This is a genomic window from Pseudomonas karstica, from assembly GCF_009707515.1.
Taxonomy (GTDB): Bacteria; Pseudomonadota; Gammaproteobacteria; order Pseudomonadales; family Pseudomonadaceae; genus Aquipseudomonas; species Aquipseudomonas karstica.
Window position 1 is genome coordinate 20,594 of record NZ_WLYI01000047.1, and the last position, 15,243, is coordinate 35,836.

The following is a 15,243-nucleotide window of genomic DNA, read 5'->3' on the forward strand; positions in this document are numbered from 1 at the left end:
GAAGATGTTACTTCGTGTAAATCGAAGTATAAGCGAAAAAAATACGAATTTTCCTGAAGTGTTCACTTCCATAGAATGCGTCGCTATCGTGGGCCCAATGCTTGGACTCAATAGTTCTAACGAGGAACGCATCATGAAACTCAATTCTCTGGGCACAGCGTCGCTGCTTGCGCTTTCATTAGTCATGCTCAGCGGCTGTGACCAGGCCGAAAAAAGTGCGCAACAATTGTTGGGCAAAGCCAGCGATTCGGCCAAGCAAGCGATTGACGATACCCACAAGGCCGCCGAGCAGGCCTTGAGTGACGCGACCCAAGGCTTGATCGCGCCGAAGGACAAAGAGCAGCAGGAAGAACAGAAACCTGAGCCCACCTCGCAAGAGACCTAATTCCAGCACATCACGTCAGGACTGACTTATGGATTACCTTTTACAACTGGCCGCCAGCCCGACCGCCTGGGTCGCACTGGCCACCTTGATCGTCATGGAGATCGTGCTGGGGATCGATAACCTGATCTTTATCTCGATCCTCACCAACAAGCTGCCGGTGCAGCATCGGGCCAAGGCCCGGCGCATCGGCATCAGCATGGCGTTGATCCTGCGGTTGGGCCTGTTGAGTACCATCGCCTTTATCGTGCAGTTGACCGCGCCGGTCATCGAGATCCTGGGGCAGGCGTTCTCCTGGAAGGACATGATCCTGATCGCCGGTGGCCTGTTCCTGGTGTGGAAGGCGACTACCGAGATCCATCACAGCATGGACCCGGAGCCTGAGCAGGCGCAAAGCAGTACGCCAGGTGTGTCCCTGGGCTTTGCCACGGCCATTGGCCAGATCCTGATGCTGGACCTGGTGTTTTCCATCGACAGCATCATCACCGCCGTGGGCATGACCGAGCACTTGCCGATCATGATCATTGCCGTGGTGGTCTCGGTGATCGTGATGTTGGTGGCAGCCGAGCCGCTGGCCAAGTTCATCAACAACAACCCGACTGTGGTAATGCTGGCCCTGGGCTTCCTCATCATGATCGGCATGACCCTGATCGCCGAAGGCTTTGGCGCCCACGTGCCAAAAGGCTATGTATATGCGGCCATGGCGTTCTCGGCGGTGATCGAGTGCCTGAACATGGCGCGTCGGTCCCGGCATAAAAGGCTTGCCGCAAAACATTAAGGGCTGAAAACAGAGGCCGGCTGCGCTGATTCGGGCGCAGCCGGCCTTTTGCTGTCTGATAGAATCCGCCGACTTGATACCTTGAGGTACCCCCATGAACGAGCCGATTCGTCTGACCCAGTACAGCCACGGTGCGGGTTGTGGTTGCAAGATTTCCCCCCAGGTGCTGGAAGTGATCCTCGCCGGCAGTGGTGCCCAGAACCTCGACCCCAACCTCTGGGTGGGCAACGCCTCGCGCGATGATGCGGCGGTCTATGCCATCGACGAAGAACGTGGCGTGGTCTCCACCACCGACTTCTTCATGCCGATAGTCGATGACCCCTTTGACTTCGGCCGCATTGCCGCTACCAACGCCATAAGCGATATCTACGCCATGGGTGGCGACCCCTTGATGGCCATTGCCATACTTGGCTGGCCGGTCAATGTGTTGGCGCCGGAGATTGCCCGTGAGGTGATTCGTGGCGGTCGTGCGGTGTGTGACGCGGCGGGCATCCCCCTGGCTGGCGGTCACTCCATTGACGCCCCGGAGCCCATCTTCGGCCTAGCGGTCACCGGCCTGGTGGAAAAGCGCCATATGAAACGCAACGACACTGCCACCGCCGGTTGCCAGCTATACCTGACCAAACCCTTGGGCATCGGTATCCTCACCACGGCGGAAAAGAAGGGCAAGTTGCGCGAAGCCGACGTCGGCCTGGCGCGGGACTGGATGTGCACCCTCAATAAGCCTGGCAGCCGATTCGGCAAATTGTCCGGCGTTACGGCGATGACCGATGTCACCGGTTTCGGCCTGTTGGGCCATCTGGTGGAAATGGCTGACGGCAGCGGTTTGACCGCCCGCATCGAATACGAAAAAGTCCCACGTCTCCCTGGGGTCGAGTATTACCTGGACCAGGGCTGTGTGCCGGGTGGCACCTTGCGCAACTTCGACAGCTACGCCAGCAAGCTTGGGCGGGTAAATGAACTGCACAAACGCGTGCTGTGCGACCCGCAAACCAGCGGCGGCCTGCTGGTTGCGGTTACGCCCGAAGGGAGTGCCGAGTTCCTGGCCGTGGCCGCCGAACTAGGGCTGACGCTTGAACCTATCGGCGAACTGGTTGAGCGACAGACCAACGCGGTAGAGGTGTTCTGATGCCCATCGACATCACCGATTACCGCGACATTTTTCTCAACGACCGGCCGATGATGGATACCCGTGCGCCAGTGGAGTTCGTCAAGGGGGCATTTCCAGGGGCGATCAACCTGCCGCTGATGACCGATGACGAGCGTCAGCGTGTGGGCACTTGCTATAAGCAGCAAGGGCAGCAGGCGGCGATTGTCCTGGGGCACGAGTTGGTGTCCGGGGCGGTCAAGGCCGGACGCATCGAGCATTGGGCCCGGTTCGCCCAGGCCAATCCCGAGGGTTGCCTGTACTGTTTTCGCGGCGGACTGCGCTCGCAGATTGTCCAGCAATGGTTGAACACCGAGGCCGGCATCGACTATCCACGGGTCGGTGGAGGCTACAAGGCCATGCGTACCTTCCTGCTGGATACCGTCGAGCAGGCCTCCACCCAGTGCGACTTTGTCTTGCTGGGAGGCATGACTGGCACCGGCAAGACAGAAGTGCTGGCCCAACTGGGCAACGCCCTGGACCTGGAAGGCCATGCCAACCACCGCGGTTCCAGTTTCGGCAAGCGTGCCACCGGGCAGCCGTCCAACATCGACTTCGAGAACCGCTTGGCTGTGGACTTGCTGAAAAAGCGTGCGGTTGGTGTCGAGCAGTTCGTGGTTGAAGACGAAAGCCGCATGATTGGTAGTTGCGCGTTGCCGTTGGCGTTGCATAAGGGGATGCAGGTATTTCCCATGGTGTGGTTGGAAGATAGCCTCGAAGGTCGGGTCGAACGAATCCTGCGCGATTATGTGGTGGACCTCTGTGCTGAGTTCGTTGGCGTATTTGGCGAGGCCGGCCAGGGGGTGTTTGCTGAGCGCTTGACCCAAAGCTTGAGCAATATTCACAAGCGCCTGGGGGGCGAACGTTTTCAACGCCTGCAAACGATCATGCAGGACGCGTTGGCGGAACAGGTCCGTAGCGGCTCGGTGGATTTGCATCGGGGCTGGATCGAGGGGCTATTGCGCGAGTATTACGACCCGATGTACGCCTTCCAGCGGGAAAGCAAAGGCGCACGGATCGAGTTTTCCGGCAAGCAGGGTGCGGTGGTGGAGTATTTGCGCGAGCGAGCGGCCCGGTAGGGCGAAATGGGTGTTGAGCGTTCCCACGCGTTGCGTGGGAACGCTCGTAACTACAGAATGAGCATTGCGATCAAGCCACACACCACACCCATCAACATGGTCAAGCCGGCTACCGTTACCAGTACCCGAGCGTCGAAGTCCTTGCGCAGCATCAACAGCGACGGCAGGCTCACGCTCGGCAGCGTCATCAGCAAGGCCACGGCCGGCCCGGTGCCAAGCCCCAAGGCCATCATGGTCTGCACAATGGGAATCTCCGCCGCTGTCGGGATCACAAACAGCGTACCGACGATCGCCAGGGGCACCAGCCATACCAGGCTGTGGGCCATCGCTCCGTCAACATGGGGAAACAGCCAGACCCGCGCCGCGCCCAGGATCAGCACCGCCAGGATATAGATCGGTATTGTGCTCCAGAACAGTTGCCACAAGGTTTGCAACCAGCGGGTCAGGAACGATTGGGTCTCTTGGGTGCTGGCTTCGGCGACGGCGTCCAGTGCCGCTTCCGGTACCTGATCAGGACGGGCGATGCGCTGGGCCACCAGCGAAACGCCGATCACCAGTACAACGCCTGCCACCAGGCGCAACGCGGTAAACCCCCAGCCGAGCACAAAGCCCATGAATACCAGCGTCGCGGGGTTGAGCACGGGGTTGGCGATCCAGAACGCCAACGCGGCGCCTACCGACACCTGTTGGCGCCGCATGCTGGCGGCCACTGGTGCGGCGCAGCAACTGCACATCATTCCCGGCAAGGCGAACAGCCCGCCGCGCAAGGTCGACCCCAGCCCGGCGCGACCGAACAGGCGCAACAGCCAGTCCTTGGGGATGAGTACTTGCAGCAACGAACCAAGAATCACCGCCAGCACCGCAGCTTTCCAGATCGCCAGGAAATACACCTGGGCATACGCCAGTGCGGCGGCCAGTGGCGCACGTTGTTCGTCGTTGAGAATCGAGGCACCGATGTTGTGGTTATCGGCTGCGACAAATGCCTTGAGGTAGTAGGGCGACCATTTCACGTAGTAGAGGCCGACACAGGCCACCAGGAGAAAAAGCGCCGGCTTCCACCAGAAGGACCAACCCCGGACGGGGTGAGTGGAGGAGAAGTTGGGCATGTTGAACGATCCGCAGGTGAGTCAATAGCGACGCATCATACGCCGCTGTTGTGATTCATGCGGGATCAACATTGGCACTTGCATGGGTAGCCGCCGGGCACGTGTGCTGGCCGTTGTCCAGGCCCTGTTTGTAATTGCGGCTGAGCAGGCTGGCCTTGCCGTCATGCCAGGTCAGGGTCAGCACATACAACGTGTCGAAATCGTTGCCGGACCAGTCATCGGTAATGGTTTGTTTTTCGCCGGTCGCTTCGCTCGCTACCTTGTTGATCAACTCCGGCAGGTAGCCGTGGGACCAGGCGGTGTAGATGATCGAGTTGCGGTATTTGTTTTCCACCAATTCGTCGGCCAGGTCACTGGTGTCGTTGGCCGAGTACTCGATGTTAACCGGCAGGCCGAGCTTGATGGCGCTGGGGCTGATGGTCATCAGAGGACGAATGTAGCTGTAGGAGTTGTCGAACTCACCTTCCTCGACGTTACGGGTCGGGTTGGCGGCAAATACAAAATCGGCCTTGCCGAACTTCTCCGGCAATACGGTGGCCAGGTTCATGGCGCGGTTGAGCCCCTGGCAGTTGAGCTGGCCCAGGCCGCCCTCCGGCTTTTCCCCATGGCGCAGAAATACCAGGGTCTGTACGCCGTCCACTTGCTGGGCGCGACTTTCGCGGGCTTCCAGGGCGACGGCAAGGGCGCCAACCACCAGCAGCAGTGGCAACATAACGTATGAATAACGTTTAAGGCGTTGGGCAAGGCACAGAGGCTTTAGCGTCATTAGGTTTTCGTCTTAAGTGCATCAGGTTAAGGCGGATAAGCCGGCCCCAGCAACGCATCAGGCATTGTGAGGGGTCTATGTCGTTGTCGCCGTGTGCCTCCCTTGAATTTTTGGGTGCACTTAAGAGTGCATCCGGGGCTTTTTAGTTCGCGTCGAGGGGATATTAGTGTGGCGATGTTGCGAATTGAAGACCAATGCAAGCTGTCTGCCAGATGACTATGATGAGGGCATCTTGCCATGGAAGCTTTGCAATGAACTCACTTTCTACGTTCCCGATCACCCGAAAATGGCCGGCCCAACATCCCGAACGCCTCCAACTGTACTCCTTGCCGACCCCCAACGGGGTCAAAGTTTCGATCATGTTGGAAGAGTTGGGCCTGGCCTATGAGCCACACAAAGTCAGCTTTGAGACTCAGGATCAGCTCTGTGCTGAATTCCTGTCGCTCAATCCCAACAATAAGATTCCGGCAATCATCGACCCGGATGGCCCGGGCGGTCATCCGCTGGCCCTGTTCGAGTCGGGAGCGATTCTGATTTACCTGGCAGAGAAAAGCGGCCAATTCCTGCCCCAGGCTCCCGCTGCACGTTACGAAACGATTCAGTGGCTGATGTTCCAGATGGCCGGTATCGGGCCAATGTTCGGCCAGGTCGGCTTCTTCAACAAGTTCGCTGGCAAGGCCTACGAAGACAAGCGTCCCCGTGACCGTTACGCCGCCGAAGCCAGGCGCTTGCTGGGCGTGCTGGAAAAGCGCCTGCAAGGTCGGGGCTGGATCATGGGCGAGGAGTACACCATCGCCGATATCGCCACCTTTCCCTGGGTCCGCAACCTGATCGGTTTTTATGAGTCAGGTGAGTTGGTGGGCATTGCCGATTTCCCGAATGTGTTGCGGGTGCTGGACGGCTTTGTCGCGCGGCCTGCGGTGATCCGTGGGCTGAACATTCCCGCCTGAACATAACGGACACACAGGAACCCCATGCCTTTCTTCGATTTCAAACAATTGGATGTCTTCAGCAGCGTCGCCCTCAAAGGCAACCCCCTGGCCGTAGTGCTGGGCGCCGACAGCCTGAGCGATCAGCAAATGGCGGACTTCGCCAAGTGGACCAATCTCAGTGAAACCACCTTCCTGCTTAAACCTCGTGATCCGGGAGCAGACTACCGGGTAAGAATCTTCACCACCCAGCAGGAACTGCCCTTTGCCGGCCATCCTACCTTGGGCAGTTGCCATGCCTGGCTGCAAGCGGGCGGGCAAGCCAAAGGGGAGGAGATCATCCAGGAGTGTGAAATCGGCCTGGTGCGTATCCGGCGTCAGGGCGAAGAACTGGCCTTTATTGCACCACCCCTGTTGCGCTCAGGCCCGGTGGAGGCCGAGCTGATAGAGCGGGTCCGGCAGGCATTGGTGTTGGAGCCTGGAGCCATTATTCGCAGCCAATGGGTCGACAACGGTGCGGGCTGGCTGGCGGTAATGCTAGGGGATCGTGAAGAGGTCCTGCAATTGCGCCCGGACTACTCGCAATTGCACGGACTGGCGGTAGGCGTGATCGCCCCCTGGAATCCTGAGCGCGACGGCATGGAGGCGCAGTTCGAAGTTCGGGCCTTTATCGCCGGGGATGGGGCTCCGGAAGATCCGGCTACCGGCAGTCTCAACGCCGGTGTTGCCCAATGGTTGCTGGGTGAAGGTTTGGCGCCGAGTCGTTATGTGGTCAGCCAGGGCACGGCCATGGGCCGCGCCGGACGTATTCGCGTGGAGCAGCAGGGCGAGGATATCTGGGTCGGCGGCGCCGTGGCGGTGTGTATAGACGGGCGTCTACGTCTGTAGATCAATGCAATTGTTACAGGTTTCGCAATAAACTGTTCTCCCCTTGGTGTTTGTCCTGCCAGGCGTGACGGGCATAAGCTTGCGCCCTAAATATCTTCGTCTTGGCCTATTTTCAGGAGTGTCCATGTCCAGCCAGTTTCCCCAGGCCCGTCCCCGTCGCTTGCGCCGCTCCCCGGAGTTGCGTGGCTTGTTCCAGGAAACCGAGTTCACCCTCAACGACCTGGTGCTGCCGATTTTCGTCGAAGAAGAAATTGACGACTTCGTGCCAATCACCAGCATGCCAGGAGTGCTGCGCATTCCCGAATCGAAACTGGCCGGTGAAATCGAGCGTTATGCCCGTGCCGGGATCAAGTCGGTGATGACTTTCGGCGTGTCCCATCACCTGGACGCCAGCGGCAGTGATACCTGGAGTGAACATGGCCTGGTGTCGCGCATGTCGGCCATCTGCAAGGACGCGGTGCCGGAGATGATCGTCATGTCCGATACGTGCTTTTGCGAATACACCGATCACGGTCATTGTGGCGTGATGCACGGTGCCGAAGTCGATAACGACCGCACTCTGGTCAACCTCGGTAAGCAAGCGGTGGCCGCGGCTCGCGCCGGTGCCGATGTGATTGCGCCGTCGGCTGCGATGGACGGGCAAGTCCAGGCGATCCGCCGGGCGTTGGATGAAGCCGGTTTCAGCCAAATTCCGATCATGGCCTATTCCACCAAGTTTGCTTCGGCCCTCTACGGCCCGTTCCGTGAAGCTGGCGGCAGCGCGCTCAAGGGCGACCGCAAGAGCTACCAGATGAACCCGATGAACCGCCGCGAAGCGGTACGTGAGTCTCTACTGGATGAGCAGGAAGGCGCGGATGCGCTGATGGTCAAGCCGGCCGGTGCTTACCTGGACATTATCCGCGACATCCGTGAAGCCTCGCGCCTGCCGGTGGCGGCTTATCAGGTCAGTGGTGAATACGCGATGATCAAATTCGGTGCCCAGGCCGGTGCCATTGATGAAGGTCGGATTGTCCGGGAAACCCTAGGCTCCATTAAGCGGGCCGGAGCGGACCTGATCTTTACCTACTTTGCGATGGACCTGGCGTTGGCCGGGATCTGACGTCGACTCAACGCAGGGGGCTGCCGAGCTTTGGCACGACAGCTCCTGCGTTCTATTCTCGTACATTCAGGTTTCAGGGGTTATCTCTGCGCAAACGCCAGGTTCAGCCCCAACCCCGCAAATGCCGTGGCAAAGCTGCGGCGCAGCCAGTTCTGTACCCGTGGTGATTCGATCACCGCGCGACGGAACACATTGGCCAACAGGCCATAGATCACAAACACCGCCAAGGTTATCGCCATGAATACACTGCTCAGGACCAGCATTTGCAGGGCCGGTGCGGTGCTGCCAGGGGTGACGAATTGCGGCAGGAACGCGAGGAAGAAAATCGTCAACTTCGGGTTGAGGATATTCAGCAGGCAGCCCCTGACCATCAGGCTACTGGCGCTGGAAACCGTCGGGGCGTCATTCATGGCAAAGGCCGAACGGTCCCGCCAAGTGGCGTAGGCCAGGTACAACAAGTAAGCAGCGCCGGCAAACTTCAAGGCCTCGAAGGCCAGCGCGCTGGTGTGCAACAGGGCGGATAGCCCAAGCACCGATGCCAACAGGTGCGGGACGATCCCGGCGGTACAGCCCAGTGCGGCAAAGGCGCTGGCCCGCTTGCCGGCGGTAAGCCCTGTGGAAATGGTGAAGATCACCCCGGTACCGGGGATCAGCACGACGATCAGGCAAGTGACGAGGAAGTTCATGCTGAGCATGGTATTCAAATTCCTTGTTGGAAGGACGCAAGTTTGATCCTGTCACAGTTGCGCTGTTATTGGCGAGTACAGCAGATTGGCGACCCGCGTTAGACTTGCCAACCGATACCTGCCATGACTGATCCATCGTCGCTCAAGGAAGCTCCATGTTCTCATCCCGCTTGATGCTCTGCCTGACCACACTGCTGGTGCTGGCCGGTTGCTCCAGCCAACGTACCCAACAACTGCCTGAGCGCAGCGAAGCCGAGGTCAAGGCGCAGATCGTGCGGTTGTTGCCGGCGAAAGTCCCAGACCGGGCCGGCTGGGCCCAGGACATCTACACCGCCTTCAACGCCCAGCAGATCTACCCCAGCACTGAAAACCTCTGTGCGGTACTGGCGGTGACCGAGCAGGAGTCCACCTTCCAAGCCGACCCCTCGGTCCCGAACCTGGGCAAGGTTGCCCAGGACGAAATCCTCCGGCGCGCGGGCAAGGTTCATATTCCAGCCGTGCTGGTGCGTACCGCGCTGCAATTGCGCTCACCTACGGGCAAGTCCTACGCCGACCGTTTGAGTTCTGCCCGCACAGAAAAGGATCTCAGTGGGATCTTTGACGACTTCATCAGCACCGTGCCCTTGGGGAGCAGCTTGTTTGGCGGTTTCAACCCGGTGCACACCGCAGGACCCATGCAGGTCAGTATCGCCTTTGCCGAAAAGCAGGCCCGAGGTTATCCCTACACGGTGGACGCCACGATTCGCCGGGAAGTTTTCACTCGTCGTGGCGGCATGTACTTCGGCATTGCTCATTTGCTGGGCTATCCGGTGAGCTACGATCGGCCGCTGTACCGCTTCGCCGATTTCAACGCCGGTTGGTATGCCAGTCGCAATGCTGCGTTCCAGGCCGCCGTCAGCCGCGCCTCGGGCAAGCCACTGGCATTGGATGGCGATTTGATTCGCCACGGTTCGCTCCTGCCCGGCACCACTGAACTGGCGGTGCGCTCATTGGGCAGGGCACTGGACATGCGCAATCCCAGCATCCGCAGCCAACTGGAGGAGGGCGACCGTCTGGATTTTGAAGACTCCACGCTGTACCAACGGGTCTTTGCCCTTGCCGAGAAGGCCGCAGGCAAGCCGCTGCCTCGAGCGATCTTGCCGGGTATCGTGCTGAAAAGCCCGAAGATCACCCGTAACCTGACCACGGCCTGGTTTGCCAAACGGGTGGATGAGCGCTATCAGCGCTGCATGAAGCGTTAGCTTATTGCTGATGATTGGCGGGGCTGATCTTGATGGTCGTAGCCGCTGCGTCGGGTTACATCTTGCGCCAGACTCTCAGGAGCGCTCGCCATGATCATTGTCCCCGAAGGTTTTGTCCCGCTGCCCCGTCGCAGCCCACTTCTGGACCTGCTCGGCCCGGTTTACTGCCGAGGTGAAGGCCTGCACCTGGAAATCGGCCTGCGTGCCGATAGCCGCCATGCCAACGGACGCGGCACGGTACACGGTGGGGTTCTGGCAACCCTGGCGGATGTCGGCATGGGTTACGCCATGGCGTTTTCCAGTGAACCGCCATTGCCGTTGATTACGGCCAGCATGACCCTTGATTATCTGGGGGCGGTGCAGGTGGGAGAGTGGATCGAGGTGCGGCTGGAACACCACAAGCGCGGGCGCCAGATGGCGTTTGCCACGGTCAGCTTGAAGGTGGGGGCGAAGGTAGTGGTGCGGGCCAATGCGGTGTTTGCGGTGCCGCAGGCTTGCTGACAATGACGAGTAATTGTCGCACCGGCGTTCTTGCATTTTGATCGTGTTACTTCAAGGGGAACCCAGGCAAAGAAAAGGCCCGACTTTTCGTGGAGTCGGGCCCTTCTTCTGTTGCTCGTTGAATCAGTTTCGTTCGAGGGCCAGCGCCACACCCTGGCCACCACCGATGCACAAGGTCGCCAAGCCTTTTTTGGCATCGCGCTTGATCATTTCGTGGAGCAGGGTCACCAGCACCCGGCAACCCGATGCACCAATCGGGTGGCCGATGGCAATTGCGCCGCCATTGACGTTGACCTTGGTTGCATCCCACTCCAGCTCTTTGCCCACCGCCAGTGACTGGGCGGCAAAGGCTTCGTTGGCTTCGATCAGATCCAGCTCGCCCAGTTTCCAGCCTGCCTTGTCCAGGCAGCGACGGGTAGCCGAGACCGGGCCGATCCCCATGATGGCCGGGTCAACACCGGCATTGGCGTAGCTGGCGATACGGGCCAGTACTGGCAAACCGAGGGATTTGGCCTTGTCGGCACTCATCAGCAGTACTGCAGCGGCACCGTCATTGAGGCTGGAGGCATTACCGGCGGTGACGCTGCCGTCTTTCTTGAATGCCGGCTTGAGCTTGGCCAGGGACTCGGCGGTGGTGCCGGCACGGGGTTGTTCGTCTACGGCGAAGGCAATCGGGTCGCCCTTGCGCTGGGGAATCAGGATCGGCGTGATCTCATCGGTAAAACGCCCGGCTTCGATGGCCGTGGTGGCTTTTTGTTGGGACGCGGCGGCAAAGGCATCCTGGGCTTCACGGCTGATGCCGTACTTGTCTACCAGGTTCTCGGCGGTGATGCCCATGTGGTAGTCGTTGAACGCGTCCCACAGGCCATCGGTGATCATGCTGTCGAGCATTTTGGCGTGGCCCATGCGCAGGCCGGTACGGGCGGCTGGCAGTACGTAAGGTGCCAGGCTCATGTTCTCCATGCCGCCGGCAATGATCACCTCGGCGTCACCACAGCGGATAGCCTGCGCACCGAGGTGCAGGGCCTTGAGACCTGAGCCGCAGACCTTGTTCAAGGTCATGCTCGGCACGGCGTGTGGCAAGCCGGCGAGAATGGATGCCTGGCGCGCCGGATTCTGGCCGCTGCCTGCGGTCAGTACCTGGCCGAGGATCACTTCATCCACCTGCGCAGGATCGAGGCCGGTCTGCTCCAGCAGGCGGCGGATCACCGCAGCCCCCAGTTCCTGTGCCGGGATGCTCGCCAGGGAGCCCTGGAAACTGCCCACGGCGGTGCGAGTGGCAGCAACAATGACGACGTCTTGCATGGAATCTTTCCTCACTGGGCAGCGAACTGCATTTCTGGCACATGGTCCGGGACGATCAGTTTACCGGCGGTCTTGCTGACAATCTCTTCAACGCTGACGCCAGGTGCGCGCTCCTTGAGGACAAAAGCGCCATTTTCGATTTCCAGGTAAGCCAGGTCCGTCAGCACGCGCTTGATGCAGTTGGCGCCGGTCAGTGGCAGGCTGCAACGGCTCAGCAGCTTCGACTCACCGTCCTTGGACGCGTGGGTCATGATGACGATGATGTTTTCCGCACCGGCCACCAGGTCCATGGCGCCGCCCATGCCCTTGACCAGCTTGCCTGGGATCATCCAGGAGGCGATGTTGCCTTCAACGTCCACCTCAAAGGCGCCGAGCACCGTCAGGTCGACATGGCCGCCGCGAATCATCGCGAAGGACTCTGCCGAGGAAAAGATCGAGGCGCCGGTACGGGCGGTGACGGTCTGCTTACCGGCGTTGATCATGTCGGCATCAATGGTTTCTTCAGTCGGAAAGGGCCCCATGCCCAGCAGGCCGTTTTCCGACTGCAGCATCACTTCCATGCCTTCGGGGATGTAGTTGGCCACCAGGGTTGGAATGCCGATGCCGAGGTTGACGTAGAAACCATCCTGCATTTCGCGGGCGACGCGTTGAGCCATTTGTTCGCGGGTGAGAGCCATGTGTTTGTCTCCTTATTATCAGGGCTGGAGGATTATTTGCGGACGGTGCGCTGTTCGATGCGCTTTTCGAAGGTGCCGCAAATGATCCGGTCGACGTAGATGCCAGGGGTGTGGATCTGCGCCGGGTCCAGCTCGCCCGGTTCAACGATTTCTTCGACTTCAACCACGGTGATCTTGCCGGCGGTGGCGGCCAGCGGGTTGAAATTCTGCGCCGTGTGGCGGTAGATCACGTTACCGAAGTGGTCGGCTTTCCAGCCTTTGACGATGGCGAAGTCGCCGGTGATGGACTCTTCCATCAGGTATGGACGTCCGTTGAATTCGCGAGTTTCCTTGCCTTCTGCAACGGGGGTGCCGACACCGGTGGCGGTGAAGAAAGCCGGAATGCCGGCGCCTCCAGCGCGCATTTTTTCCGCCAGTGTGCCCTGGGGGGTCAACACCACTTCGATTTCGCCACTGAGTAATTGTTTCTCGAACAGGGCGTTTTCACCGACGTAGGAGGCGATGACTTTGCTGATCTGTTTTTCTTCCAGCAACACGCCCAGGCCGAACCCGTCGACGCCGCAGTTGTTGGACACCACGGTCAAGTCGCGGGTGCCTTTGCGCTTGATCTCTTGGATGAGATTTTCCGGGATCCCGCACAGGCCAAAGCCACCACTGAGGACTGTCATGCCGTCTTCCAGGCCTGCCAGTGCTTCCTCGTAGGACGCCACGCGTTTATCGAAACCTGCCATAAGCACCTCTTTTATTGTTTGTGGGCCAGCCATATGCATTGAGTGTTGCGCTGATGGATTGATTTGTTAAGTTGTTTTTTAAGGTTGATTGATTTAAAAATCAGCATAATAAGCTTCAAGCCGCAAGCTTCCAGAAGTATAGGGCGGCAATATCATTTGCTTGCAGCCAGGAGCCCCTATGACCGTTAAACAGATGCGAGCCTTTCTTGCTGTGGCCCAAAGCCTGAGTTTTGCTGCGGCCTGTGAGCGCCTGCACCTTTCCCAATCGGCGTTGAGCTTGACCATCAAAGGCCTGGAAGAGGGGCTGGGTGGGCGCTTGTTCAGCCGCAACACCCGCAACGTCGCGTTGACGCCAGAAGGGGAGTCGCTGCTGCCCTTGGCCCGACGCTTGATTGCTGACTGGGATAACGCCGAGGATGAATTGCGCCAACGTTTTACCTTGCAGCGTGGGCGGGTGACGGTAGCGGCCATGCCGTCGTTCGCCGGCAACCTGTTGCCGCCGATGCTGAAGATTTTTCGGGCGCGCTATCCGCAAGTCAATGTCACGGTCAACGACGTGATCAATGAGCAGGTGCTGGAAATGGTCCGGGACCGCCAGGTGGAGTTGGGTGTGGCGTTCGAACCGTCACAAGGCTCATCGTTGGCATTTACCCCGCTGTATGTGGATCGTTTCGTGGCGGTGGTACCGGGTGATTCGTCGTTGGCCCAGAGACACGCTATCGACTGGAAAACCTTGTTGGAGCAGCCCTTCATTACCTTGCAGCGGCCTTCCACCGTGCGGGTGATGTTGGAAGATCATTTGGGTTCGCTGGGCATGAAGTTGCCGGTGGCTCTGGAAAGTCATCAATTGGCGACGGTGGGGAAAATGGTCGCCAGCGGTCTAGGTGTCAGCGCGGTGCCGGCGCTCTGTGCTCGACAGATGGAGGAAGCAGGGGCCCATTGCATTACCCTGGGGGACCCGGTGATCGAACGGCCTATTGGTGTCTTGACCAAACCCGGACATGAACTTTCCGCAGCGGCTCAGGCATTGTTTGATATTTTTCGGGATGAGGCGGGGAAGGGGCGGTTTCCAGCGTTGATATAAGTATCAGCTTGTCGGGCACATTAAAAAGCCTGCTCGATTAAACGAGCAGGCTCAAATTGAATAATGATTTTTTATCAGCAGTATTTATCGATCACTTTAACTTGCGAATGGCCCTTGAGGTTCTGCCATTCGGTATTAAGTGTGTGGAAGACCTGCTCGATAAAGTTGCGATCGGCAGCCGCTTTCTTGCCGACATAACCCTGGCCGCGGCGGTATATCTTCAGGCGCGCCGCCAGTTCGCGGTTATTTTTGTCGAACTCTTCTTCCACGGTATGGGGCGCCAGGCAGTCCATATGGACCTGGCCCGATTTACCAATCCACAGGATATGGTCGTCGAGCGTGTCTTTCTGCGCTGCGAACATCTCAGCCAATTCATCGATAGTGGGTTGGTTGTTCAGATTCATGTGTAAGCCCCTTGACCAGTTGGCGATCTTCAATTGATTCGTTAGTTGTCTCCGGTTCCGAAAACCGGGCGTCAGTAATGATCTGCCGAATACGGGCAGGGTCTTGAACCTGATGCAGGTAGTCTTGCTGATGAACTGCTACGCCAATGGTTTCATAACGAAGACAAGCAGCGTTTGAGCTCCTTGTACCGATCCTTTCGGGCCGGTCAGCTTCATCAATCTGCCTTGTGGGCAGTGCACATCCGGAAAAACAGCTCGGCGGTCAGACGAGCTTGTTCAAAACACGTGTTACCAACGCTCCCGATCCGGGAGACGTCTGAATCATGCAAGGACAAAAAGGTTACGTCAACGATTATGTAGTGATTATTTTTTCTCACTACATAAATGCCCGTGGGGACGGGAGCCTGCGGGAAATGGTGACTTGCGCGTCATTTTTCGGC

The 15,243-nt window shown here is 59.0% G+C and carries 17 protein-coding genes; 10 read left to right on the forward strand and 7 right to left on the reverse strand.

The window, feature by feature from the left end:
* Positions 1-133 precede the first annotated feature (133 nt).
* The 4 genes from GIR22_RS24140 (at position 134) to mnmH (ending at position 3,386) form a co-directional block, all read left to right on the forward strand.
* Positions 134-385, forward strand: a complete 252-nt coding sequence (locus tag GIR22_RS24140; protein WP_154745787.1) for a hypothetical protein — start codon at positions 134-136, stop codon at positions 383-385.
* Positions 386-413: 28 nt separating this feature from the next.
* Complete coding sequence (locus GIR22_RS24145) at positions 414-1,160, forward strand: TerC family protein (RefSeq protein ID WP_154745788.1); 747 nt, start codon at positions 414-416, stop codon at positions 1,158-1,160.
* Positions 1,161-1,254: 94 nt separating this feature from the next.
* Positions 1,255-2,289: a selenide, water dikinase SelD gene (gene selD, locus GIR22_RS24150; protein ID WP_154745789.1), complete on the forward strand. Its 1,035-nt coding sequence runs from the start codon at positions 1,255-1,257 to the stop codon at positions 2,287-2,289.
* Positions 2,289-3,386 (forward strand): tRNA 2-selenouridine(34) synthase MnmH, encoded by a 1,098-nt coding sequence (mnmH, locus tag GIR22_RS24155; RefSeq protein WP_154745790.1) that lies wholly within the window; start codon positions 2,289-2,291, stop codon positions 3,384-3,386. Before selD ends, mnmH begins: the two co-directional genes overlap by 1 nt.
* Positions 3,387-3,436: 50 nt before the next feature.
* On the opposite strand, the gene GIR22_RS24160 is transcribed toward mnmH, so the two are convergent.
* Both GIR22_RS24160 and GIR22_RS24165 read right to left on the reverse strand, forming a co-directional pair.
* A complete protein-coding gene (locus GIR22_RS24160) occupies positions 3,437-4,492 on the reverse strand; it encodes a permease (RefSeq protein ID WP_154745791.1) in 1,056 nt (351 codons plus the stop codon).
* 55 nt (positions 4,493-4,547) lie between these two features.
* Positions 4,548-5,258 carry a histidine phosphatase family protein gene (locus tag GIR22_RS24165; protein WP_154745792.1) on the reverse strand — a complete coding sequence of 237 codons (711 nt, stop codon included), beginning with the start codon at positions 5,256-5,258 and terminating at the stop codon, positions 4,548-4,550.
* A gap of 251 nt (positions 5,259-5,509) precedes the next feature.
* Here GIR22_RS24165 and GIR22_RS24170 point away from each other — a divergent pair, with 251 nt between their 5' ends.
* From GIR22_RS24170 to hemB, 3 genes are all read left to right on the forward strand, one after another.
* Complete coding sequence (locus GIR22_RS24170) at positions 5,510-6,208, forward strand: glutathione S-transferase N-terminal domain-containing protein (protein ID WP_154745793.1); 699 nt, start codon at positions 5,510-5,512, stop codon at positions 6,206-6,208.
* A 24-nt stretch (positions 6,209-6,232) separates the two neighbouring features.
* A complete protein-coding gene (locus GIR22_RS24175) occupies positions 6,233-7,075 on the forward strand; it encodes a PhzF family phenazine biosynthesis protein (RefSeq protein ID WP_154745794.1) in 843 nt (280 codons plus the stop codon).
* 124 nt (positions 7,076-7,199) lie between these two features.
* The gene (gene hemB / locus GIR22_RS24180) at positions 7,200-8,174 is read left to right on the forward strand and encodes a porphobilinogen synthase (RefSeq protein ID WP_154745795.1); all 975 of its coding nucleotides are present in this window, start codon (positions 7,200-7,202) and stop codon (positions 8,172-8,174) included.
* A gap of 80 nt (positions 8,175-8,254) precedes the next feature.
* On the opposite strand, the gene GIR22_RS24185 is transcribed toward hemB, so the two are convergent.
* Positions 8,255-8,869, reverse strand: a complete 615-nt coding sequence (locus tag GIR22_RS24185; RefSeq protein ID WP_154745796.1) for a LysE family translocator — start codon at positions 8,867-8,869, stop codon at positions 8,255-8,257.
* A 146-nt stretch (positions 8,870-9,015) separates the two neighbouring features.
* On the opposite strand from GIR22_RS24185, the gene GIR22_RS24190 reads away from it, so the two are divergent.
* Together GIR22_RS24190 and GIR22_RS24195 are read left to right on the forward strand one after the other, a co-directional pair.
* A complete protein-coding gene (locus GIR22_RS24190; protein WP_154745797.1) occupies positions 9,016-10,101 on the forward strand; it encodes a DUF1615 domain-containing protein in 1,086 nt (361 codons plus the stop codon).
* A 90-nt stretch (positions 10,102-10,191) separates the two neighbouring features.
* Positions 10,192-10,602 carry a PaaI family thioesterase gene (locus GIR22_RS24195; protein ID WP_154745798.1) on the forward strand — a complete coding sequence of 137 codons (411 nt, stop codon included), beginning with the start codon at positions 10,192-10,194 and terminating at the stop codon, positions 10,600-10,602.
* A gap of 123 nt (positions 10,603-10,725) precedes the next feature.
* Here the strand turns inward: GIR22_RS24195 and GIR22_RS24200 are convergent, their stop codons facing one another.
* The 3 genes from GIR22_RS24200 to GIR22_RS24210 are packed head-to-tail and all read right to left on the reverse strand — an operon-like array spanning position 10,726 to position 13,315.
* A complete protein-coding gene (locus tag GIR22_RS24200; protein WP_154745799.1) occupies positions 10,726-11,907 on the reverse strand; it encodes an acetyl-CoA C-acetyltransferase in 1,182 nt (393 codons plus the stop codon).
* 11 nt (positions 11,908-11,918) lie between these two features.
* On the reverse strand, positions 11,919-12,584 hold the full coding sequence (locus GIR22_RS24205) for a CoA transferase subunit B (protein ID WP_154745800.1): 666 nt from the start codon (positions 12,582-12,584) through the stop codon (positions 11,919-11,921).
* 32 nt (positions 12,585-12,616) lie between these two features.
* Positions 12,617-13,315 carry a CoA transferase subunit A gene (locus GIR22_RS24210; RefSeq protein WP_154745801.1) on the reverse strand — a complete coding sequence of 233 codons (699 nt, stop codon included), beginning with the start codon at positions 13,313-13,315 and terminating at the stop codon, positions 12,617-12,619.
* A 178-nt stretch (positions 13,316-13,493) separates the two neighbouring features.
* Here GIR22_RS24210 and GIR22_RS24215 point away from each other — a divergent pair, with 178 nt between their 5' ends.
* Entirely contained in the window at positions 13,494-14,399 is a 906-nt protein-coding gene (locus tag GIR22_RS24215) for a LysR family transcriptional regulator (protein WP_154745802.1), read from the forward strand.
* Between the two features lie 74 nt (positions 14,400-14,473).
* Here the strand turns inward: GIR22_RS24215 and GIR22_RS24220 are convergent, their stop codons facing one another.
* Positions 14,474-14,803: a hypothetical protein gene (locus GIR22_RS24220; RefSeq protein WP_154745803.1), complete on the reverse strand. Its 330-nt coding sequence runs from the start codon at positions 14,801-14,803 to the stop codon at positions 14,474-14,476.
* Between the last annotated feature and the right edge of the window lie 440 nt (positions 14,804-15,243).